Origin of the sequence: Paenibacillus sp. JJ-223, from assembly GCF_927798175.1 — a bacterium.
Lineage (GTDB): Bacteria > Bacillota > Bacilli > Paenibacillales > Paenibacillaceae > Paenibacillus > Paenibacillus hubeiensis.
The window spans coordinates 142157-163676 of sequence record NZ_CAKMMP010000010.1; the positions used below are offsets into that span (position 1 = coordinate 142157).

The 21520-nt window shown below is 51.7% G+C and carries 22 protein-coding genes and 1 pseudogene; 20 read left to right on the forward strand and 3 right to left on the reverse strand.

The window, feature by feature from the left end; translation table 11 throughout:
* The first annotated feature begins 315 nt into the window (after positions 1 to 315).
* The 9 genes from hrpB to L6H98_RS18315 all read left to right on the forward strand — a co-directional run bounded on the left by hrpB (position 316) and on the right by L6H98_RS18315 (position 10234).
* Positions 316 to 2850: an ATP-dependent helicase HrpB gene (hrpB, locus tag L6H98_RS18275; protein ID WP_236417427.1), complete on the forward strand. Its 2535-nt coding sequence runs from the start codon at positions 316 to 318 to the stop codon at positions 2848 to 2850.
* Positions 2851 to 2986: 136 nt separating this feature from the next.
* On the forward strand, positions 2987 to 3595 hold the full coding sequence (locus L6H98_RS18280; RefSeq protein ID WP_236417227.1) for a general stress protein: 609 nt from the start codon (positions 2987 to 2989) through the stop codon (positions 3593 to 3595).
* Positions 3596 to 3992: 397 nt separating this feature from the next.
* Entirely contained in the window at positions 3993 to 5114 is a 1122-nt protein-coding gene (locus L6H98_RS18285; protein WP_290371463.1) for an acyltransferase, read from the forward strand.
* A 404-nt stretch (positions 5115 to 5518) separates the two neighbouring features.
* On the forward strand, positions 5519 to 5893 hold the full coding sequence (locus tag L6H98_RS18290) for a helix-turn-helix transcriptional regulator (protein ID WP_236417231.1): 375 nt from the start codon (positions 5519 to 5521) through the stop codon (positions 5891 to 5893).
* Between the two features lie 2 nt (positions 5894 to 5895).
* Positions 5896 to 6915, forward strand: a complete 1020-nt coding sequence (locus tag L6H98_RS18295) for a Gfo/Idh/MocA family oxidoreductase (RefSeq protein WP_236417232.1) — start codon at positions 5896 to 5898, stop codon at positions 6913 to 6915.
* A 257-nt stretch (positions 6916 to 7172) separates the two neighbouring features.
* On the forward strand, positions 7173 to 7613 hold the full coding sequence (locus tag L6H98_RS18300; RefSeq protein WP_236417234.1) for a ribonuclease: 441 nt from the start codon (positions 7173 to 7175) through the stop codon (positions 7611 to 7613).
* Between the two features lie 15 nt (positions 7614 to 7628).
* The gene (locus L6H98_RS18305; protein ID WP_236417237.1) at positions 7629 to 7904 is read left to right on the forward strand and encodes a barstar family protein; all 276 of its coding nucleotides are present in this window, start codon (positions 7629 to 7631) and stop codon (positions 7902 to 7904) included.
* Between the two features lie 240 nt (positions 7905 to 8144).
* The gene (locus tag L6H98_RS18310; protein WP_236417239.1) at positions 8145 to 9434 is read left to right on the forward strand and encodes an MFS transporter; all 1290 of its coding nucleotides are present in this window, start codon (positions 8145 to 8147) and stop codon (positions 9432 to 9434) included.
* Between the two features lie 119 nt (positions 9435 to 9553).
* Entirely contained in the window at positions 9554 to 10234 is a 681-nt protein-coding gene (locus tag L6H98_RS18315) for a helix-turn-helix domain-containing protein (protein ID WP_236417241.1), read from the forward strand.
* A gap of 224 nt (positions 10235 to 10458) precedes the next feature.
* Here L6H98_RS18315 and L6H98_RS18320 read toward each other — a convergent pair whose 3' ends face one another.
* Positions 10459 to 11025, reverse strand: coding sequence for a TraR/DksA C4-type zinc finger protein (locus L6H98_RS18320; RefSeq protein ID WP_236417243.1), 567 nt, complete (start codon positions 11023 to 11025; stop codon positions 10459 to 10461).
* Positions 11026 to 11258: 233 nt separating this feature from the next.
* On the opposite strand from L6H98_RS18320, the gene L6H98_RS18325 reads away from it, so the two are divergent.
* The 11 genes from L6H98_RS18325 (at position 11259) to L6H98_RS18375 (ending at position 19307) form a co-directional block, all read left to right on the forward strand.
* The gene (locus L6H98_RS18325) at positions 11259 to 11636 is read left to right on the forward strand and encodes a DivIVA domain-containing protein (RefSeq protein ID WP_236417245.1); all 378 of its coding nucleotides are present in this window, start codon (positions 11259 to 11261) and stop codon (positions 11634 to 11636) included.
* A 41-nt stretch (positions 11637 to 11677) separates the two neighbouring features.
* Positions 11678 to 12103 (forward strand): Rrf2 family transcriptional regulator, encoded by a 426-nt coding sequence (locus L6H98_RS18330; protein WP_236417247.1) that lies wholly within the window; start codon positions 11678 to 11680, stop codon positions 12101 to 12103.
* Between the two features lie 39 nt (positions 12104 to 12142).
* On the forward strand, positions 12143 to 12637 hold the full coding sequence (locus L6H98_RS18335) for a metallophosphoesterase (RefSeq protein ID WP_236417249.1): 495 nt from the start codon (positions 12143 to 12145) through the stop codon (positions 12635 to 12637).
* Positions 12638 to 12866: 229 nt separating this feature from the next.
* Positions 12867 to 13790: a sugar phosphate isomerase/epimerase family protein gene (locus L6H98_RS18340; protein ID WP_236417251.1), complete on the forward strand. Its 924-nt coding sequence runs from the start codon at positions 12867 to 12869 to the stop codon at positions 13788 to 13790.
* Positions 13787 to 14959, forward strand: a complete 1173-nt coding sequence (locus L6H98_RS18345; RefSeq protein ID WP_236417253.1) for a Gfo/Idh/MocA family oxidoreductase — start codon at positions 13787 to 13789, stop codon at positions 14957 to 14959. Before L6H98_RS18340 ends, L6H98_RS18345 begins: the two co-directional genes overlap by 4 nt.
* A 49-nt stretch (positions 14960 to 15008) precedes the next feature.
* Positions 15009 to 16106, forward strand: a complete 1098-nt coding sequence (locus L6H98_RS18350) for a Gfo/Idh/MocA family oxidoreductase (protein WP_236417255.1) — start codon at positions 15009 to 15011, stop codon at positions 16104 to 16106.
* A 283-nt stretch (positions 16107 to 16389) separates the two neighbouring features.
* Positions 16390 to 16743 (forward strand): VOC family protein, encoded by a 354-nt coding sequence (locus L6H98_RS18355; protein WP_236417256.1) that lies wholly within the window; start codon positions 16390 to 16392, stop codon positions 16741 to 16743.
* An 84-nt stretch (positions 16744 to 16827) separates the two neighbouring features.
* On the forward strand, positions 16828 to 17199 hold the full coding sequence (locus tag L6H98_RS18360) for a VOC family protein (RefSeq protein ID WP_236417259.1): 372 nt from the start codon (positions 16828 to 16830) through the stop codon (positions 17197 to 17199).
* Positions 17186 to 18007: an HAD family hydrolase gene (locus L6H98_RS18365; RefSeq protein ID WP_236417261.1), complete on the forward strand. Its 822-nt coding sequence runs from the start codon at positions 17186 to 17188 to the stop codon at positions 18005 to 18007. The genes L6H98_RS18360 and L6H98_RS18365 overlap by 14 nt, the downstream gene beginning before the upstream one ends.
* A gap of 62 nt (positions 18008 to 18069) precedes the next feature.
* Complete coding sequence (locus L6H98_RS18370; RefSeq protein ID WP_236417263.1) at positions 18070 to 18294, forward strand: hypothetical protein; 225 nt, start codon at positions 18070 to 18072, stop codon at positions 18292 to 18294.
* A gap of 350 nt (positions 18295 to 18644) precedes the next feature.
* Positions 18645 to 19307, forward strand: coding sequence for a 3'-5' exonuclease (locus L6H98_RS18375; RefSeq protein ID WP_236417265.1), 663 nt, complete (start codon positions 18645 to 18647; stop codon positions 19305 to 19307).
* Between the two features lie 42 nt (positions 19308 to 19349).
* On the opposite strand, the pseudogene L6H98_RS18380 reads toward L6H98_RS18375, so the two are convergent.
* A pseudogene (locus L6H98_RS18380) lies at positions 19350 to 19550 on the reverse strand (IS30 family transposase); the annotation flags it as partial.
* Positions 19551 to 19982: 432 nt separating this feature from the next.
* On the reverse strand, positions 19983 to 21374 hold the full coding sequence (locus L6H98_RS18385) for a serine hydrolase domain-containing protein (protein WP_236417267.1): 1392 nt from the start codon (positions 21372 to 21374) through the stop codon (positions 19983 to 19985).
* Between the last annotated feature and the right edge of the window lie 146 nt (positions 21375 to 21520).

The following is a 21520-nucleotide window of genomic DNA, read 5'->3' on the forward strand; positions in this document are numbered from 1 at the left end:
ATAACGGTCGTTCCCCTGGAACGGCTTTTTGTCATGCAGCGGCAAGGGTTAAAGGATGTCACAGGTTGGCATATGTGAATACTCACAGGGGTCCGACAGTCAGTACTCGCAGTTCGATAGGGAATGGCCGAGATGACATCGACGTACGCCCTTGTTTGACGTACGAACGAGGGAGGATACCGTTTCAAGCTGATTTGTAGTATTATATCGCAAGCGAAGGTTTGTCCACGGATCGGGGAAAGAGTGCGGTCCACGCGTGATAAAACCGGGCAAGTGATCGTTTGTTTTAGGATAAGGGAGAGGTTATTCGTGGAAATGGAGTTGCCGATACAACAGATCATTCCCGAGCTGAGACAGCTGTTTCGGGATGGAGATACAGGGGTACTGACCGCCGAACCGGGCGCCGGAAAAACGACGGTGGTGCCGCTTGCGTTATTGGACGAACCTTGGGTCGAGGGACGCAAGCTGATCATGCTGGAGCCAAGGCGGCTTGCAGCGCGCTCCGCTGCGGCCCGCATGGCGGCTTCGCTTGGTGAAAAGGTGGGACAAACGGTCGGATACCGCGTTCGCATGGATACCCGGGTGAGCGCGGAAACACGCATTGAGGTGGTGACCGAAGGTGTGCTGACACGCATGCTCCAGCAGGATCAAGGGCTTGAAGATACGGCGATGGTCATCTTCGACGAGTTCCATGAGCGTCATTTGCATGGGGATCTCGGGCTGGCGCTTGCGCTTGAATCCAGGGCATTGCTGCGTCCGGATCTGAAGCTGCTCGTCATGTCGGCGACGTTGGATCCGGTACCGGTCTGCGGATTGATGGGTGAGGGCACCAGATGGTTGGCGTGTCCCGGAAGAACGTTCCCGGTGGAAACGAAGTATTTGCCCAAACCGGCGGCGGCTTCCGTGGAATCGTTCACGGCACAAGCCGTAGTCAGGGCGCTGAGAGAGCAGGAAGGGGACGTGCTGGTTTTTCTGCCGGGTGCGAGGGAAATTCACCGTACGGAACGCGAACTGGGCATTCTCGGGCTTCCGCCGCATGTTCAGGTGCACGCGCTATACGGCAGCATGCCTGTGGAACGTCAGGATGAAGCCGTTCGTCCGGCGGCGGCCGGATGGCGCAAGGTCGTGTTGTCCACCTCGATCGCTGAATCGAGTTTAACGCTGACCGGCGTGAAGGTTGTGGTGGATGCCGGACTCAGCCGGGCATCCGCGTTTTCGCCCCGCACCGGCATGAGTCGGCTCGTTACGCTGCCGGTGTCCAAGGCATCGGCGGACCAGCGGCGCGGGCGTGCGGGGCGCATCGCGCCCGGGGTGTGTTACCGGCTGTGGAGCGAAGAGGCTCACAGCGCGCTGCCGGAGGCGGCGCGTCCGGAGATCGCGTCCGCGGATCTGGCCCCGCTGGCGCTGGAGCTTGCGGCTTGGGGCGTCGGGCAGCCGGAGGAGCTGCAGTGGCTGGACACCCCGCCTGCCGCAGCCTACGGCCAGGCACAGGCGCTGCTGCGCCAGCTGGGCGGCCTGGATGACGCAGGCCGCATCACGCCCTTCGGGCGGCGGATGAACGCGCTTGGCGTGCATCCGCGACTGGCCGGCATGCTGCTCCGCGCGGCGGAGCTCGGGCTGGCCGGCTACGCCAGCGTGCTGGCGGCGCTGCTGCAGGACCCGACGGGCCTGCGGGGCAGCGGAAGCGCGGGCACGGACTTGCGCCCGCGCGTGGAGGCGCTGCTGTCGGCCGGCAGCAGCGCAGCGTCGCAGACGGCCGGCAGCAGCGCAGCGTCGCAGACGGCGGCGGCCGATGCGGCCGCCGTGCGGCGCCTGCTGCAGGAGAGCCGCCAGCTGCGCGCGGAGCTCGGCCCGGCGGCGCCAGACCCGGCCCGGCCGGACGAGGACAGCTGCGGATTGCTGCTGTCCTTCGCGTACCCGGACCGGATCGCGCAGCGCCGGGAAGACGGCCGCTATCTGCTGAGCAGCGGCCGCGGGGTGCGGCTCCCCGCCACGGAGGCGCTGAGCCGGTCAGCCTATCTGGTCGCTGCCGATGCAGACGACCAGGGCGCGGACGCGCGCATTCTGCTCGCGGCCCCCGTCAGCGAACAGCGATTGCTGGATGCAAGCCCGCATCTGCTGCAGGAAGAAACACTCGTCGCCTGGGATCGCAGTACCCGCAGCGTGCGCGCAAAGCGCAAATGGCGCATCGGGGCGATCGTGGTCAAGGAAGGCTCCATCGCGCAGCCGCCGGAGGAGGATGTGCTGGAGGCCATGCTGGACGGCATTCGCCTGGAAGGGCCGGGCTGCCTGCCTTGGACGAAATCGTCCAGACAGCTTGCGGACCGGCTGCGGTTCCTGCACCATCATTTGCCGGACTGGCCTGATCTGGCACCGGCCGCGGACGGACTGTCCGCCGAGCTGCAGGAGCAGCTTCGGCCGTTTGTCGAGGGCATGCGCTCGGTCCAGGACCTGAAAAGCTTGTCCATGCATGACATCCTGCTCAGCGGTTTGGATTGGGGGAAACGTCAGCAATTGGATGAGGAGGCACCGACCCATGTTCAGGTGCCGAGCGGTTCGCGCATTCCGGTCGATTACAGCGATCCTGAAGCTCCGACCTTGTCGGTCAGGCTGCAGGAAATGTTCGGCCAGCAGGAGACGCCGCGAATCGCCGGCGGCCGCGTGCCGCTGACGCTGCATCTGCTTTCCCCCGCGCAGCGACCGGTACAGGTCACCCGGGATCTGGCCAATTTTTGGCGGGAAACGTATTTTGACGTTAAAAAGGACCTGAAAGGCCGTTATCCAAAGCACTACTGGCCCGACAATCCGCTGGAGGCCGTGGCCACGAACCGAGCCAAACCGCGTACATGACAGCACAACCCCGTTTGAATGCCGCGAGGGTGGGTAAATACATAACGAACCACTCATAACAGACGGACGGAGCCCCGCTGTACGGTGAAGGTACAGGGCAGGGTGCTGCCGGCTACAAACTGAGGAGGGATTGGTTATGCAAAATAAAATCGTTGGTGTTTTCAATACGGAACGTGAGGCTTCCCAAGCGGTAGAAGCGTTGAAGCAGCACGGATTTCAGCCGGAAGAAATTTCGGTGGTAACGCAAGACCGGGATGAGCTGAGAGCGATTCGCGAGGAAACCGGCTCAAAAGCCCCGGAAGGCGTGGCTGCTGGTGCGGCGACTGGCGGCGTAATGGGCGGCGTGGTCGGGCTGCTGGCAGGCATCGGGGCGCTCGCCATTCCGGGCATCGGCCCGATTCTGGCCGCCGGACCGATCGCCGCTACGTTCACCGGGGCAGCGATTGGTGCAGGCGCTGGCGGACTCGTCGGCGGATTGGTCGGCATGGGAATACCGGAGGAGGATGCCCGGCAATACGAAGAATACGTTCGGGGCGGCAAAATTTTGCTGCTGGTTGATGCATCCGATCGCGATTCGGTCGTGTATGATGTGTTTCGGAACAGCAGCGAGCTGAACCGGGACAGATATAACCATTACGAGGCGGATCAAGCCAGGCCCGTAGAACGCACGGACCTGGACATGGAGGAACAGAGGCTGGAAGCGCAGACCAAAGCCGCGAAATACGGAAACAATACGTTCCTGTGACGATCACGGAAACTTCGAAGTTGATCGGTTGCCGCTTGCGATTCTCTAAATGGGCATCTGGCAGATTCACGGCATGCGTGCTCGCGAGCCCATGATTCGAATGTTATGCGGACAACATAAAAGAGAGGCTCGGATCAGCCCGGCCCTCCTGTCTGGCAGTCTACAAAAGCCGGTTTTCCTGTGGGGAAGCCGGCTTCTGTATGGCGTCCGGTGCCAGGCAACCCGGTTATGCGCGGGGGCGTTAGAGGGAAGCATGAATACATAGGGACAACGGATTTGTTTTTGAGATCTGGCCGTTCAAGGGAACATTCCCATCGGTGAATACATGATTTGATCATATCAAATATGATCGTGGAAGGAGGCGGCAGAGATTCCGAGGAAGGAACGAATCGCAGCTATTGAAAGTCTAAGAGGCATGGCTTTTGCCGCCGTTGTGCTGCAGCATGCCATCGCCCATTTTTCGCTTGTGCCGGAAACGCGGCTGGAAGACGGCGTGTTGCTGGCGATTTTGCTCATGGCAACCAAGTTTGCCGTGCCGTTATTTATTTTTATCACAGGTATGGTGCTGTTTTACAACACCGGGGAAAAGCTTCATTACGGACAATTCATGTTCAAGCGATGGAAGGACGTCATTATTCCATATGTGATCTGGGCCTTGATTACGTTTGCTCTTACGCCGGGGATCTGGGCCGGTTTTGGTTGGCAGGAGATTCCCGGGCTGGCACTCAAGCTGATCACAGGCAAAACAAGCTCGCATTTCTGGTATATCATCATGTTGATTCAGTTCTATCTCGTATTTCCGCTGTTTTTGACAGCCGTACGATACGTGTACCGTCGATTTGACTCGAAGGGGCGGATGATCGCCCTGCTGGTCTCCGGTGCAGCATACCTGGTGCTTGCGGGACAACTCGGCAATATTGCGCGCGGCATGGAGAAGTTGAACATTCCGGTGCTGACGGACATGTTCACGACATATGCGGACCGCAATTTCCTGTACTTTTTCTTTTATTTTGTGCTGGGCGCGGCTGCCGGAATGGCCGTTCAGCGCTGGAACGAATGGGTCGAACGGTACCGTGGGGTATACTGGGCGGTGTTTATAATAACGGGTTTGCGGTTTATATATTTGTTACTGCAGGAATTTCAGAAGCCCGAAGGGATCCAGATCACGTTTTATACGGTAAGTCTGATCCGGCCGGACATGGCATTGTTTCTCGTTGCTTCCATCATGGTCATGTATGATCTGGCAAACAAATTGCGGCACCCCCGGACGTTGAAATGGCTCTCATGGATTGGCGGGGTTTCCTATGGCGGTTATTTAATGCACATGTTAATGCTCCGCTACAGCTATATCCCGGATGAACGAATTTATGTGGCGCTGGGTTTGAACCCGGTGATCCGCATGATCCTGACCTGGCTGCTCGCGCTTACGCTGTCATGCATACTCACTTGGATCGTTTCCAGGTTTGCTTGGGGCAGATGGATCGTTGGCACGGTTCCGGATCATAAGAAAAAAAGATAATTTCTTAGAATGATGAATCAATCAACATATGAAAAATTCACAACAAACACACCGCCTGCCGCCCGACACAGGTCTTGACCAATGCTGCGCGAGAAGATGTTGGCAGTACAGCATACGATATGCAGGCACGCGAACTGGCCGTTCCGATCGAATTTGTTAAATGACAGTCATCGCTTAAAAACATAAAGAGAACAACGTATTTTCTAAGTGTCAAAATTTAAACATGTGAAAAATTCATAATAACAACACAGAGTGCCGCCGTTCTCACCCCCCGATATGACCTGCCTCCTGTCGCCGTTCTTCCGGACGTTTGCCGCAATCCGAAAAACGGAGGAAGATGGCAGAATGCGAACATAAGTTTTATAATGGAATTAGCAAGTTTTGGACAAGAGGGGGGAACGGGCATGGCTTTTATGATTGCTCAGCGGGCATTTATCAAGCTCTATCTCATCACAATGGTCGAACAGCATAGAGGATATGGCTATGAGATGCTGGAGGCCATGAAGCAGGAATTCAAAGCTTACGGGTATGTGCCGCCTCAGAGCGAGATCTACCGGGCACTGCACGAACTGGTGCAGCAGGGCATTTTTTATCGAACGAAAAAACTGAAAGGCAACGATCCCAAGGTGGATTTCCAGGAAATCGTATTGTACCATTTTACGCCAGACGGCGCGGAGAAAGCGGAGCTGTACAAAAAGCAGGTCAAAGCCGACTTGGACCGCTGTCTCGGCATGCTGCACAAGGCAGAGCAGGACAACTACGGCACGAAAGGAAGATGAGTATGCAGAGGCGGTTACAGTGGGGTGTGCTGGGCGCATCCACGATTGCAAAAAACGCGGTGATGCCTGCGATCCAGCAGTCCGAACGCGGCAAAGTGCTGGCATTGGCCAGCCGCAGCTTGGAAAAGGCCAAGGCCGTTGCGGAAGAGTTGAACATTGCGAGGGTGTACGGCAGCTATGACGACCTTATTGCGGATCCGGATATTGAAGCCGTGTATGTCCCGCTGCCAAACCATCTGCACAAGGAATGGACGATCAAGGCGGCGGAGGCCGGAAAACATGTATTATGCGAGAAGCCGGCCGCTCTCACTGCGGAGGAATCCATGGAAATGATCGAGGCCTGCCGGAAGCATGGGGTGTTATTTGCCGAAGCGATCATGTACCGATATCACCCCAAGCACAGGAGGGTGGAAGAGATTATTGCCAGCGGAGAAATCGGGCGCGTGCGCGCGATCCATGGCAATTTTACCTGCAATTCGGCAGATGATAAAGACAACGTCAGGTTCAAAGCGGAGATGGGCGGAGGCTCGCTGTTCGACCTGGGGGTATACCCCATATCCGCAGCGCGGATGTATCTTGGGCAGGAGCCCGAAGCTGTTACCGTAAATGCGTTTTTTTCGGAGGAACATGGCGGTGTGGACATGATGGCCTCCGGGCTTGTCGAGTTTCCGGGTTCCGTTTCGCTGACGTTCGACTGCGGCCTATGGGCATCAGGAAGAGCCGAAATGGAAATCCTCGGTACGGAAGGGCGGATTGAACTGCCCAAAGTGTTCGGTTGGGAAAACAGCGACATTCCGCCGCAAATTATTATACATTTGGACTCCGTCAGCCGCGAGGAGCGGGTGTCCGTGTCCAACTCTTACGTATTGCAGGCAGAAGCTTTTGCCGACGCGGTCCTTGACGGTAAACCGTTGCCGTTTACGCCGGAAAACACCATCAACAATATGCGTGTGATCGAAGCGTGCTTGCAATCGGCCCGTACCCGGCAGCGAATCGTTCTGGACAGCCCGAATGCAAGGTAAGCGGCATTCTGCGCCAGCAGGCGGATGCCCATCCCTGAATGTCAGAAAGGTAGACTCCATTCCTTGCGATGCGAGTCTTTTTCTGTTGGTTATCAAAATATTTAAAAATTTACAAATAAATCTATTTTTGTTGACCTTTCTCCCCAAATGGCGTGATATAAATGATTTTGGAAGAACTTGTCTATAGTCATCTTGTCAAAGGCAAAACGGCTAAAGCAGTTCTTTCATTTCAATCAAACCGAGGGAGGCTGGTCACAATGAAAAAGTTTTGGTCCACCGTTTTGCTTGCCATCATGTTTACATTTGTGTTTCTGACGGGAGCACAGTTCGCCCCGGCTGCGCAGCAGAAAGCATCGGCAGCCACATGCACGATCATCAACACGTTTAACGGCGTAGCAAACTATTTAAGCGCCAACGGCACGTTACCGTGCAACTTTATTACCAAATCGCAGGCGACAGCACTCGGCTGGGTAGCATCCAAGGGCAATTTGGCCGTGGTGGCGCCGGGAAAAAGCATTGGCGGCGACGTGTTCAGCAACCGGGAAGGCAAATTGCCTTCAGCCAGCGGAAGAGTTTGGCGCGAAGCGGATATCAATTACACCTCGGGCTTTCGCAATGCAGACAGAATCGTGTATTCTAATGATGGCTTGATCTACAAAACGACGGATCATTACGTGACGTTTACGCGAATGAAGTAAAGAAAGGAAGAGACAATGGGTAGCGTTATTTTGGATGGAACCCAATTTTCCACGAGCTCGGAGCTGCATGAACAATTGAAGACGAAATTGAAGCTGCCGGATTTCTACGGTGCGAATCTGGATGCGCTGTGGGATGGATTGACCGCCATGGCAGAAATGCCGCTCGAACTCAAATGGGTAAATTACGGCATCAGCGAGCAGCGTCTTGGTGCCGATGCCGAGCGGTTTCGCAGCCTGATGGAGGAGGCCGAACAAGAGTTGCCCGATTTTAGATTTCTGGTTGAAGACTAATCGTTTGAAAAGCAAAGCAGGGCAACGCAATATTTTCGGTTCCAAACCAATATGGCTCGATGGAGCATAAGCGAATGGACAGACCTTTGGAGGACAAGGGTCTGTTTTTTTGTTTGCCTAAGTTCGTATTGGCTGCGGCAGGGATCGTTAAATTTTTTTTCACGAAGGGGTTGAACTTTCATGAATTACCATTAAAATAAAATTAACATTAAAATTATTTTCACGTTGAAGGGTGGATGTATGATGAGTGAGAGCACGGTGGTGCAAAAACAAGGTATTTTCGAGTTGCTGCGAAATCGCTCATATGCGCAATTCATGCTGGCAAGGACCATTTCCAGGTTTGGCGATTCGGTAGATTCCATCGCATACGGCTGGATGGTATATCTGCTCACAGGCTCCAAACTGTTGATGGGCACGCTGATGGCCGTGAACTTTTTGCCCAACATTCTGTTTGGTCTGTTTGCCGGGGCGATGGTAGATCGGATGTCTCCCCAAAAAGTCATCGTGCTGGCGTACGCCGGCAGGGGAACGCTGGTAGGTTTGACGGCACTGTTGTTTAGTCTCGGTGAACTGCAAGTATGGCATCTGTTTGTCATGACCGTGCTCGTTTCGCTGCTTGAATGTTTTGCCACTCCTGCCGAGACGTCCAGCGTTCCCCGATTGCTGCCTCCCGGTCTGCTGTTGTCCGGAAACGCATTGTCCTCATCCATCGCGCGCATGTCAGAGCTTGCCGGCATCGCCGCGGCCGGTGCTCTGATCGCCGGAGCCGGCATCGCGTGGACCCTATGGATCGATGCGGCCTTGTTCGGGGCCAGCGCTTTCTTCATGGCCAAGGTGGTATTTCCGGGTATTCGGCCCGATGTGGTTCTTGAAGACACGAGTGAACCAGGCGAAGCCGCCGCTCCCCACGGCAGTCTTTTCTCCGAAATTATTGAAGCATTTCGCTTTTTGCGCACGATTCCCGTCCTTTTAATGACCTCCTTCCTGTTTGCTTTCGTCAATTTTTGCTTAATGCCCTTTAATGTGCTGCGCACGCCTTATGTGACTGAAATATTGAATGCCGGGGCCGGCGGATTAAGCCTGCTGAGCGGAATGATGGTTGCAGGCATGGTACTGGGCGGGTTGTGGCTGACGAACTGGGGTTCCAATTACCGCAAAAGCCTGCTGGTCATCCTCGGCATTGTGATGCTTGGGCTCAGTTATGCAATGACCGCGCTGCCTGCCTATATCGGGCAGTATCCGTTGGCTGTGGCGGCCGTTTTCGCTTTGCTGATGGGCTTCGGCATTCCGCTGGCCACCACGCCGCTGGCTTCTTACATGATGGAGGTGACGCCTTCCGGCATGCTTGGCCGTGTATCGGCGTTTCAAAGCATGCTGTGCCTCAGCGCCGTTCCCCTTGGAAGCTTGCTCTCCGGAGCCATCGCCGAGTGGGTGCCTATGCCCATCCTGTTTATCGGCTTTGGCGTAGCGATGGCATTGTCTGCGGCAGGGCTCATCATGAGCCCTACGTTCCGCCGTGTTTTGAAGTAGGGGAGAACCGTGAAACAACCATGAGTATCTGCAGCAAGCCTTTTGACCGCCTGCGCTTTCAAACGCTATAATGGTAGGAGATTGGAAGACACCAGGTACCCGGAAAAGAGGTTACAGGTATGCAGCGGAAAGTGTTATCAACCATAGAGGAAGTCAAAATATACTCTGATCCTTACCGGATGCAGATCTTGAATATGTATAACAAACAAGGCCGTCCGTCCACCGTCAAGGAAATCGCGGATCTCATGGGCGAGGTACCCGCCAAGGTGCATTACCATGTGAAAAAACTCGAATCCATCGGCCTGCTCAGCATGGTTTCGACGCGCGAAATCAACGGTATCATCGCCAAATATTATGAACCGTTCAAAGGGGAAATCCATCTGCGGCATGAGGACGAGGAGAATTCACCCCTGAAACAGGTGTTTCGTTCCGAAGCGATGAAACTGCTCAATGAAATGTACGAACAGAGCCGCCGACGGTTTATGAAACAGGCGGAGCATGGCGAAGACATGTTTGGGCAAATTTCGGACATGGCGCTGTACGGAACCCGGGAAGAGATGGAACAGCTTTTTAAGGCAATCACGAAACTGTGCGAACCGTATGCTGAAAAAGGAAAGCGGGGAGAACAGCAAGCATTCCAATTGTTCGTAACCGTGTCCGAACAGATGGAAGATGCTCCATCGGCGGGTAGCGACGATGTCGAACCTCAAGGGAAGGGCGAGCGTAAATCCCGCTCCGGTTCTCAAGATTCAGGCCATGCCGGGACTCGGTCATCAGCGTCCGCGAAAAGGAAAAGGTAAGGCATCAATGTATTCAAGCTCATTCGGTCTGCCAGTCACCGCCCGAAAATGAAAGCAAAACCAGATCGAATGGCATGACCAAAAGCCGCCTGCGGGCGGCTTTTGACGGTTTAGCTTTTGGGTGCTTCCGGGTGCGGGTCATCGCGGTTCATCGGCAGGGTGTTGGGCTGCAGATGCGAAATGACCTAGCTGCAATAAATAGTGAGGGAATGAACGGACTAATGTTACAGGTTCTCCTTGCGGTTTGCACTGCCGCGTCCCGGCACGGTTGTCTCCGAATCGGACGTTCCGTATTCGCTGACGGCTTCCCAAGCGTCTGCATGATCAAACTTGCCTGCATGGCGCTGGCGTGCTTGTCCGGCGCCCCTTGGAGGCAAGGTCATGACATCTTCTTCGACAGGTCGGTCGCTGCTGAGCTCCCTGTTGGGGGTGTCATCGATGCAATAAGCGGTATATGGGATGGCCTCCAGCCGTTCGTAGGGAATATCTTTTCCGCAGATGATGCAGGTGCCGTACGTTCCGTCGTGCATTCGTTCCAGCGCTGCGTTGATCTGGTCGAATTCGTCCGCAAGCGTCTCGTCCACGGCCAGGTCGCGACTGCGCTCGAAGGTTTCGGTACCCGCGTCTCCAGGGTGGTTGTCATAGGATGACAGTTCTCCTGTGGAATCCTTCAGCGACTCTGCGGGAGCCCCATCCTCCATGCTTGAGGCGAAATGGCGCTGCAGGTTCTCACGTTGTTCCAGGAGCGCGTTTTTGAGGTTGGACAGCTCGGTTTTCGTCAATGTACTCATTATGAATGCTCCTTTCAAATGCGTGGTGTAGTTCGTTTTTACCCGAATTTCATGCGGTGCAATCATGCTGCCTGAATGAGGTTGTCCGTGAATAGCGGCATATCCTGGGCATAATGATGGAGATGATTTTATATCTTTCGAATAATGTGTTATAAAAAATATATAGAGATAATGCCGCTGGTTCCTAGCACAGCCGCATGGGACCACAGCGCGTTCTAATGGAGGGCGTCGAGATGGATGAACATATGAAACGAAGATTGGACAAACAAAAACAGCTGTTCAAACAGCTGGGCGTACAGTTGGACGCATTGTCCATACATGAAAAGCAATTCAACTATAAATTGCGCGGCTACGATCCGGAAGAAGTGGATGCGTATCTGGACATCGTGATCAAGGATTACGAACGCTTCTATGCCAATATTGCCGATCTGATGGACAAATGGCAGGACCAGCAGCTTACGATCCGCGAGCTCAAGGCAACGGCCAAACCGGTGGAGGATCCGAACAAAATCGACCGCAAACAGCTTGAAGACATCGTAAAGCAGCTGGAATACAGCGTGCGCCAATTGAAGCTTAGAGCGCGCCCTGAACAAAATTTGTTTCCGGAATAAGCAAGCGCAACGGGTTTATCAAACATAAAAGGTGGTTAATCATGAGTACTCATTTTTCGGTCAGTGTGCACTGTCTGCTGCTGTTGTCGTGCAGCGCTCCTGAGCGAATGACTTCCGCATTGATTGCGGGGAGCGTCAACACCAATCCGGTTGTGGTCAGACGCATTATGGGCAGCCTGAAAAAGGCGGGCCTCGTCGATTCGTCCCCGGGAACCCGGGGGTTTTATCTGGCTAAGCCGTCCAGCGAAATCACGCTGGCGATGATCTATGAAGCTGCCAAGGACGAGGGGCCGCTATTCCCGATCCACGGCAATTGCAATCCAAACTGCGACGTAGGCATGCGGATCGATGGTTTGCTGACGAACCTGTACCGGGTGGCCGAGGAAAAGGTACAGCAGTTTTTTGCCACGATTACGCTGGAGGACATGGAACGTGCCTGTGCGGACAGCGAAGTCGCGGTCCGGTAACCGCTTTGGCCCGGAACCGCATCGAAAGGAGGAGAACGCATGAAAATCGTCGTTATTTCCGACACTCACATGCCCGGAAGGGCAAAGGAATTGCCGCAGCCGCTGCTGGCAGCATTGCCCGAAGCCGATCTTATCCTGCATGCCGGCGATTGGTCGGATTGGAGCGTATATGAACTGTTGAGCGGATATGCTCCCGTGGAGGGAGTTGCGGGCAACACCGATCCGGGCAGCATCGGGAGAAAGTTGGGATATTCCCGGATTGTGGAAGCGGACGGCTTCCGTTTTGGACTGGTACACGGCCACATCGGCTCAAAATCCACGGAGGAGAATGCCATTGCCACGTTTGCCGGGCAGCATGTGGATGCGGTTATTTTCGGGCATTCGCATATTCCGCTGCTGCGGACGGTGAATGGCCTGCTTGTTTTCAATCCCGGTTCAGCGACGGATCGCCGGCGCCAGCCGCAGTGTTCCTTTGGCATCATCCATACGGATGGGGGATCATTGCGGGCCGAGCACGTCTATTATGATCGGTGATGTTTGTCCATAACCATGCGATGAACCGTGAAGCATTCCTTTTTCAGAAATGATTTCTGAAATGGGGTGCTTTTTTTTGCTGTATGGGTTTATCTCTGAATGCGCAATCTGGCGCTGCGTTTATCTCTCGTTCATCTGTTTCGCCAAGTGGGTATGGAGGCGCTTCAAGGAATGCTACAATGCGGGTAAACCTTGATTTGAATACGATTACATAAGGGAGATGAGCACAATGAAGCTGTCCGTATTTACCGTGGCAACCCCGGACATGACGGCAGAACAATTGGCTGCGGCTGCAGCCTCGGCCGGAATCGAAGGGGTGGAGTGGAGATTTCGCGGCATCCCGGAGGCCGCACGGTCCGAGACGCCTTCTTTTTGGGGAAATAACCGTTGTTCCATCGATCCTGCCCGTTGGGAAGAAGACGTACCTGCATTCCGTGAAGCAGCCATTCAACATGGCCGGCGTTCCATTGCGCTTGTACCCTACCTGAACTGTGGCGATCTGCCTGCGACCGTGCAGGCCTTTGAGGCAGCTTCTGCGCTGGGAGCTTCCATGATGCGCGTGGGCGTCCCGGGGTACAACCGCCAAACGGCGTATCCAGCGTTGTACGACCAGGCTGTGCGTTATTTGACAGAGGTCCAGGATCTTGCCAAACAATACAAGGTCAAGGCACTGGTGGAAACGCATCATTTCACGATTGCACCGACGGCTTCGCTCGCCTATCGGCTGGTGGAATCGCTGGATCCCGACCATGTGGGCGTACTGTACGATCCAGGCAACATGGTACATGAAGGGTATGAAAATTACCGGATGGGACTGGAATTGTTGGGACCTTATCTGGCACATGTGCATGTGAAAAATGCAGGATGGTATCCGGACGCAAAGGAACAGGCCGATGCTGAATCGAACGAGGGAGGGACCACGTCGGCGGCCTCGTTATCGCTTCGGGCCGGATGGACATCCCGGTGGGCTCCGCTCACAGGTGGGATCGTGGATTGGGTGCAGGTTGTCCGGGATCTTAAAGCGGTCGGATACGATGGATATTACGGTATTGAAGACTTTAGCGGAACGTATGCTTCGGCGGAGATGCTTCAGCATTTTGCCGACGTGATGGCAGGCATTGAACGTCAACTGGAGGAGGAAGTGCGAGTATGAGCTTAGTGAGAGTAGCGGTGATCGGAATCGGAAATATGGGAGCAGCGCATGCCAGAACGCTTGCTGCAGGAGATGTGCCTGGGGCCGAACTGGCTGCGGTATGCGATGTCAGGAGCGAAATGGCGGAATGGGTGACCGCGAATCTTCCTTCATCGGTAGCATTTTGGCAAGACCCGAAGCAAATGATGTCTTCGGGCACGATCGATGCGGTTATCATTGCTACGCCGCATTACGATCACCCCGAGCAGGCCATTCAGGCGTTCCGCCATGGGCTGCATGTCATGATCGAGAAACCGGCGGGAGTATATACGAAACAAGTCCGTCTCATGAATGAAGCTGCCGCAGCCAGCGGCAAGGTGTTTTCCATTATGTACAACCAGAGGACCAATCCGCTCTACGTAAAGCTGAAGGACCTGATCTCATCCGGAGAGCTTGGCGAGGTCAGACGAACGAACTGGATCATTACGAACTGGTACCGCTCGCAAAGCTATTACGACTCCGGCGGCTGGCGTGCGACATGGGCCGGCGAAGGCGGCGGGGTTCTGATCAATCAGGATCCGCATCAGTTGGACCTGTGGCAGTGGACGATCGGCATGATGCCTGTCCGCATGCGGGCCTTCTGTGCTTTCGGCAAGTATCGAAACATCGAAGTCGAGGACGACGTGACCGCATATGTCGAGTATGAAAATGGAGCAACCGGCGTTTTCGTGACGACGACAGGCGAAGCGCCGGGCACGAACCGGTTCGAAGTGAGCGGCGATCGCGGCAAAATCGTCATCGAAGAGGGGAAGCTGACGTTCTGGCGGCTGCGTGAACCGGAGCCGGAGTTCAACCGTCGTTACACGGGGGGATTCGGTCAACCGGAATGCTGGAAATGCGAAGTTCCCATTCATGGAACGGAGTCCGGTCACCCTGGCCTCATTCGCAACTGGATCAATGCGATTCGAAGCGGTGAGAAGCTGATTGCTCCGGGCGTGGAGGGGATTCATGGTTTAACGTTGTCCAATGCGATGCTGCTGTCTACCTGGACCGATAACTGGGTCGATCTGCCGATCGATGAGGACCTGTTCCATGAGCATTTGCAGGCGCGAATCGCGAATTCGACGTTCAAGAAAGAACAAGTGAGCCGCAGCGCTCAGCCTGCCGACCTTTCACAGACGTTCAAATAATTGAAGCTGTGGCCACTCTAAATTTTACATGCGAAAGGATGGAAACGGTATGCCGAAAGACGGAATGTTCTATGCTCCCAAAAGTATCAAAAGAGAGGCTGTTTGCGGTCCGGGGGAATTTACGATCGGTGCGGTGGCGTTGGACCACGGACATATCTACGGCATGGTCCAGGGATTGGTCGAGGCCGGTGCCACGCTGAAATGGGTCTACGATCCAGACCCGGCCAAAGTGGAAGCGTTCCGCCAGAAATTTCCCCAAGCTCAAGCCGCATCGTCCGAAGCGCAGGTACTGACGGATGATGACGTGAAGCTGGTAGCCGGGGCAGCGATTACCTCCGAACGGGCCCCGCTGGGCATGAGAGTGCTGGCGGCAGGCAAGGATTACTTTACGGATAAAGCGCCGTTTACGACGCTGGAACAGTTATCCCTCGCCCGTGAGGAAGTGAAGCGCACCGGAAAAAAATACATGGTGTATTACAGCGAACGCCTGCATGTGGAAAGTGCGATTTATGCCGGCCAACTGATCGACGACGGCGCGATCGGCCGGGTCGTGCAAGTCATGGGTACCGGACCGCACCGATTAAATGCGGCTTCGAGACCGGATTGGTTTTTCCGGCATGCGCAGTATGGGGGCATCCTTTGCGATATCGGGAGCCATCAGTTCGAGCAGTTTCTGACGTTTGCGTCCTGTACGGATGCTGAAGTCAATTACAGCCGGGTGCATAATTTCCACCATCCGCAGTTCCCCGAACTGGAGGATTTCGGCGAAGCGTCGCTGACTGGCAATAACGGAGCCTCCGGTTATTTCCGGGTGGACTGGTTTACGCCGGATGGACTCGGCACTTGGGGCGACGGCCGGACCGTTATTCTGGGCACCGACGGTTACATCGAGCTGCGCAAATATACCGACATTGCCAGAGAGGCGCAAGGGGATCAGGTATATCTGGTGAACCACGAAGGCGAATACCGATTCGGCGTCAAAGGCAAAGTGGGTTACCCGTTCTTCGGCGCGCTCATCCGTGACTGCATGGAACGTACGGAAACGGCAATGACCCAGGAGCATGCCTTCAAGGCGGCAGAGATTTGCCTGATCGCGCAGCAGAAGGCGATGGTAGACCGAGCGGTGGAAAGTCATGGTTCGAAGTGAGTAGGGTAAGAGATTGATGCCAGGAGAATAAATGTTGTACGAGAAAGGCAGCTTGCTGATGCGGTTGCCTTTTTGGTATGGGGGATCAGGAAATTCCTGTTCGCAAATACCACAATATGGGTTATGATATACGAAGGGCAGGAATTTACGAAGTACATGGATTTCATGAATACACAACGTTATGTAAAACCTAACCAATTTTAGCAAATCAATAATACGATTCTAAGGATGAGTGAGGCTAGTATTTTTCTGGATATTCATTCCATATGTGGAGGCATTATTTATGGGGAGAGTAGTATTATTTGAGTTAAGTAGTCAAGACCCGGAACGTGCAGCAGCTTTTTATTCTTCGGTTTTCGGATGGAAGATTGCTGAGCCTAATTGGGGTTACTACCCAGTGACAACAGGCGATGATCATAAACCAGGAATACATGGAGGTATTTCCAAAGGACCTCAAGATTTTCCGCATGGAACAAGGATTCAAATTGAAGTAGACGATATTGAAGAATCCATTAGGAAGTCAGTTGAATTAGGAGCTCAGATTGTAAGAGATAAGATGGAATTCGATAATTTTTATTTAGCCTATTTAGTTGATCCTGTAGGTAATGGAATTGGATTAATTCAGAATAAGTCATAATAGTTTTGAATTTTGGGTCTGCAAAGCAGATCTTTTTTTATAGTGCTAGTAAAGAAAATGCTATTCATTTGGGAGGAATGTATTGTGAGCAGGCTAATTCAGTGTGTAGATCATGTTCAATTACCGGTAAGTAATCTTGAAAAAGCAACGGAATGGTATTCCAATGTCCTTGGATTAGAGATTATGTCTTTAGGGTGGCTGAAATTTGGCGAAGGACCGTTGTTAATGCTTCATTACAGCAGCAAAGATACAAACGTTTCATGGCTCTCAGAAGAGGATTTTCCGATGCCGGCATTTATGTTTTTGACAAAGGATATAAAGAAACTATTTGAAACATTAAAGGAAAACAAAACCATCATAAGAATGTATCAAGATGAAGGATTTGGATGGGTTATTAAATTCGTTGATCCATTTGGAAACGAGTTAGGTGCATATCAGCCGAATGCTCAAAATTAGAGAGGGGATTTCAATGAAGTTTCCATTAGTAGTTTTAGATTTAGATGGTACACTCCTCAACTCAAATAAAGAAATATCTCAACGTAGCTATAATGCCATTACGGAATGCATAAGTCTAGGAATGAAATTCATCTTTGCGACAGCACGTCCTCCAAGAGCAGTCAGGTCATTTATGAAAGAAGAATTACTCAGATTAAGTTCTTTTATTTATTACAATGGGGCTTATATAGAATGTGAGCATACAGGAATTAACGATCATGTACCGATTGAATCTGAAACTACAGCTGAAATCCTGGATTATTGTCTCAATTGTAACCCTGATCTTGACTTAAGTTTAGAAGTGAAAGATGAATGGATGAGTTTAAGGGAATATGACTACACAACACTCATTAAGGTCAAAGATAACCCTATTGTAAAGCCACTTGAAGATCTCAAACGACTTGAGGCATCAAAGATCCTTTTTTCTGGAAACATTGATATGGTTTCATTCATGGAGAAATTTAATACGAAATTAAATATTCTAACTACAGACAATGGAAAGCTAACTCAGCTTTCATCCATTAGGGCTTCTAAGGAAAATGCAGTAGCGGTTTTATGCAAGGCGATGAACATTTCACTCGAAAACGTCATGGTTTTTGGTGATGATTTTAATGACATAGGATTATTTAATTCTTGTGGATGGCCGGTGGCAATGGGGAATGCCATTGAAGAATTGAAACTGATATCGAAAGAGATTACTGAAACTAATGATAACGATGGAGTGGCAATGATCTTAGAAGACTTTATTTCGGGAATACGAGAACGTTAGACTGAAGCCTGTGTAAGGAAAAGAATGTTTGGTGCTGACATTAAAGAATGGAGTCTAGGGCGATGAAAAACAATAGAGTAAGAATATTAACGACACTGCTCTTTGGTGTGATATTTACTGTTACTGCTGGAGCAGTTCTATATTTATTAAAGCAAGATAAAGAGAGCATGAATATCAGTTGGTTAATGACGGTCTGTTTATTCTCCATCTTAATTACAGGGGGAAACCTAACAGTGTTGATTACAAAAAGAATTGAGGGTAGATCAAAACAATCGAATAAGAAATAGAGTAAACCCTATATAAACCGCAAAAAACATACACACGTAAACTTAGAGGCAGAACCAATCTGGAGAAGCGAAGCGTTCGCCTAAAAGCTTTCTGAAAGAAAGCTGCATCGGAAGCATAGGCTTATCACCGGATTTTCCCCTAAGAAGAGGGGATTCAAAAAAATCTGGGGATAACAGCGATCGGAAGATGGTACTGCACTCGCAGTGGCCTTGTGTGATTGATTAATGGGGTTAAGTACTGAGGGATTCCGGGGAAGCAGAAGTAGCCAGACACCTAGCACCTTGGTTAGGACAGTGAACATGGGGAACGTTACTGAAACTTTACTGCAATGTTGAAGGAAGGTGTTTCGTTGAAGATAGATATGGTTTCTGAAACGGAGTATATCGTGTCTGAGTTGATTATTGAGAGTATTCCAACCCAAAGGTTCTGTATCTTTGATTTAGAGGCCACAGGGCCAAATGAAGAAGAGGACCAAATTATTCAAATTGGTGCGCTGATCATGAATAGCCGTTCAGGTGAAATCGAAAAGACATATGAAACATTGATTAAACCATCTAAACCGATACCTGAAGTGATTGAGCGATTAACTGGAATTACTAATGAAGATGTTATTGAAGCACCACAATTAACAGAAGTTTTCTCTGAATTCATAGACTTTTGCAAAGGGGCAGTATTAGTAACTCAAGCTGGTTATGAGTATGATTGGCCGTTGCTGATGAATGAATGTAAAAGAAACAATTTGCGGATGATTCCTAATAAGATCATTGATACTAAAGCATTATTCACATTTCTTTTTCCCGAGGTTGTTGAAATCATCTCTACAAACTTTTTGATTAAGTATTTTAACATCGATGACTCAGATATAAGGCGGCATAATGCACTAGGGGATAGTTTCTTGATTGCAAGAATATTCAATGAGCTGATGATAGAACTAAATAATAGAGAAATCGTTGACATCAATATTCAGAATCCTCTAACAATAAAGAGAGTACAACTGCAGAAACTCTTGTAAGTATAACGGGATAAAGCAACAATCTAACCTAACAACATATTCTTATAATGGGCATTCGACCTCGGTCCATGGAGGATAAAAAAACAAAAACTTACGGGGTCTGTTATTGATTAAATCAAGGGAACGGGCAAGCTCTTCATCCTTCACCTCAGCAAGATCCGTACCTTTCGGGAAAAACTCTCGAAGCAGCCCGTTCGCATTCTCATTGGAACCCCGTTGTCAAGGGGAATAAGGGTCCGCAAATAAACGTATAAATATCCTTGCTCACAATTAGAGATAAGAATTAAGAGTAGTTCAAGCAAATGCTTCGAGGGCGGAAACTTTAGTTAACAACGCATTCACGCATCGGACAGCTCCGCTCCTCCTCGGTCGCCAGAAGAGAACAAGTGCGCCAGTCTATCCAGGCAAGCAATACGCCACCAATTAGTTAAAGCCATATCTGGTACCGATAAGCAGGGTGGGTCAACCAAGCAAGGCCGAATGCGGCCTTACACCCGTATAGTGCATCGGCCGTTGCCAATCCCAGGCCAGATACAAATCCGTACCAGCCTCCTTGAGTCAGTGATCTCCAAATGCCAATCACCACTATCGGCTCCACGGGTGCCGCAAACGCCAAGCAATGATACATCCTTTGAGTAACAAAGGAAATATCCATCGTTTCTTACCTTCCATAAATCATTTCTCGATGCGATCCGCCACGGACTGACCCTCATGATCATACCAGATAAATTGGATACTCTTTCCTGCCTCAGTGCCGATGAATTCCAGTTCGGTCGCGGTTTGTTGCTCGTAGAAACGTACATTACTGATGGGCAGCAATAAAAACTCCATTTCGTTGCCTAGCCGCATATAAAGTTGACTGTGTTTAACATAAACCTTCACAGATATCGATTGTTCCTGTTCATCTGAGAAACAGTATTCACCCAGAAACGGTTCATAGTCTTCCGATGTGCGCGGGATAATGGTGCGGTGGGCCGCTGGCCGCGGCATTTCAATCTGTTCGCCGGCAAGAATCTGTTCAATACTCTGGATCAACTGCTGTGTATAGGCAAATTCCCGTTCCCCATTTTGCAGGAGGATCAGTGTGGTATCCTGCTCGATATAGCGTTTGAAGAGAGTGGCATATCCAGGCCAACCACCGCTGTGCCACACCATTTTGCCTAGCTGATCATGATACTCGATTAGCCATCCAAATCCGTAGTCAAAGGATTCTCCGTTATTCAGCACTACTGGTGCGAACATGGCTTCGCGCAACTGCGGATGTATAAACTTGTCATCATAAAGCGCACGATCCAAACGAAGCAGATCCATGACCGTACTGTTCACCATGCCATCTCCCTGCAAACCGTCCAAATAGTCGACATAATTCAGTTCCGGCACCATATCCGGCAACACATATCCACCGTGTTCCAGCCGATAGACATAGCCCCAAGCGTAGTCTTTCGGAACCGGGCCTGGATCAAAACGTCGGTTGTATACGCGTGTCCGCGTCATACTGAGCGGCTGAAAAATCTGCTCGGACAAAAAGGCTGCATAGGACTGACCGCTTATCCGTTCGATTAGAATAGCCAGCATAATGTAACCCGTATTGCTGTACATCCAACTGTCATTAGGTGCAAACAGTGAGGCGGGCCGGTGAGCGGCCAGCATGTCCATTACATCATTGTTGACAGCCTTCTGTGCAGGATTCCACTTCTTGGCGAATAACTCCATATAGTCCGGCAGCCCTGATGTATGGGTCAGTAAATGACGGATGGTAATACCCGGATAGGGCAAATCAGGCAGCCATCTGGACACAGGATCATCCCACTCCAATTTTCCCAACTGATGCAAGCGTATGATGCCCAATGCAGTAATCGGTTTGGAGACCGAAGCTAACTCGAACATCGAATCTGTGGTAAGCGTACGCACGCGATCTTTGCTAAATTCTGCGATGCCCATCGCATCACAAAGGAGCGGTATACCCTGTTTGGCAATCAGGATTACGCCATTAAAATGTTCTTGTTCTCTAATATGCTCCATGAGTGCAGACAATTGTGCTGCCCGTTCTTTCAATTCTCCTGTCATTTATGCTCCTCCTTTGGTTCTACAAATACTCCTGCAAACGCAGGGGCTCTTATTGATCAAGCGATGCTGCTCACACTCCTCCGATTGTTTACGATTACAATAGCTATAGCCCGGTCAGCTTGAAAAAAAGTCTATTTCTCTTTTTC

Coding starts and splice junctions, on each gene's coding strand:
- L6H98_RS18340 (WP_236417251.1), top strand. CDS start 12,867: ATGAAGCTGTCCGTATTTACCGTGGCAACCCCGGACATGACGGCAGAA.
- L6H98_RS18280 (WP_236417227.1), top strand. CDS start 2,987: ATGCAAAATAAAATCGTTGGTGTTTTCAATACGGAACGTGAGGCTTCC.
- L6H98_RS18370 (WP_236417263.1), top strand. CDS start 18,070: ATGAAAAACAATAGAGTAAGAATATTAACGACACTGCTCTTTGGTGTG.
- L6H98_RS18320 (WP_236417243.1), bottom strand. CDS start 11,025: ATGAGTACATTGACGAAAACCGAGCTGTCCAACCTCAAAAACGCGCTC.
- L6H98_RS18310 (WP_236417239.1), top strand. CDS start 8,145: ATGATGAGTGAGAGCACGGTGGTGCAAAAACAAGGTATTTTCGAGTTG.
- L6H98_RS18300 (WP_236417234.1), top strand. CDS start 7,173: ATGAAAAAGTTTTGGTCCACCGTTTTGCTTGCCATCATGTTTACATTT.
- L6H98_RS18350 (WP_236417255.1), top strand. CDS start 15,009: ATGCCGAAAGACGGAATGTTCTATGCTCCCAAAAGTATCAAAAGAGAG.
- L6H98_RS18290 (WP_236417231.1), top strand. CDS start 5,519: ATGGCTTTTATGATTGCTCAGCGGGCATTTATCAAGCTCTATCTCATC.
- L6H98_RS18335 (WP_236417249.1), top strand. CDS start 12,143: ATGAAAATCGTCGTTATTTCCGACACTCACATGCCCGGAAGGGCAAAG.
- L6H98_RS18330 (WP_236417247.1), top strand. CDS start 11,678: ATGAGTACTCATTTTTCGGTCAGTGTGCACTGTCTGCTGCTGTTGTCG.
- hrpB (WP_236417427.1), top strand. CDS start 316: ATGGAGTTGCCGATACAACAGATCATTCCCGAGCTGAGACAGCTGTTT.
- L6H98_RS18355 (WP_236417256.1), top strand. CDS start 16,390: ATGGGGAGAGTAGTATTATTTGAGTTAAGTAGTCAAGACCCGGAACGT.
- L6H98_RS18385 (WP_236417267.1), bottom strand. CDS start 21,374: ATGACAGGAGAATTGAAAGAACGGGCAGCACAATTGTCTGCACTCATG.
- L6H98_RS18305 (WP_236417237.1), top strand. CDS start 7,629: ATGGGTAGCGTTATTTTGGATGGAACCCAATTTTCCACGAGCTCGGAG.
- L6H98_RS18295 (WP_236417232.1), top strand. CDS start 5,896: ATGCAGAGGCGGTTACAGTGGGGTGTGCTGGGCGCATCCACGATTGCA.
- L6H98_RS18365 (WP_236417261.1), top strand. CDS start 17,186: ATGCTCAAAATTAGAGAGGGGATTTCAATGAAGTTTCCATTAGTAGTT.
- L6H98_RS18325 (WP_236417245.1), top strand. CDS start 11,259: ATGGATGAACATATGAAACGAAGATTGGACAAACAAAAACAGCTGTTC.
- L6H98_RS18315 (WP_236417241.1), top strand. CDS start 9,554: ATGCAGCGGAAAGTGTTATCAACCATAGAGGAAGTCAAAATATACTCT.
- L6H98_RS18345 (WP_236417253.1), top strand. CDS start 13,787: ATGAGCTTAGTGAGAGTAGCGGTGATCGGAATCGGAAATATGGGAGCA.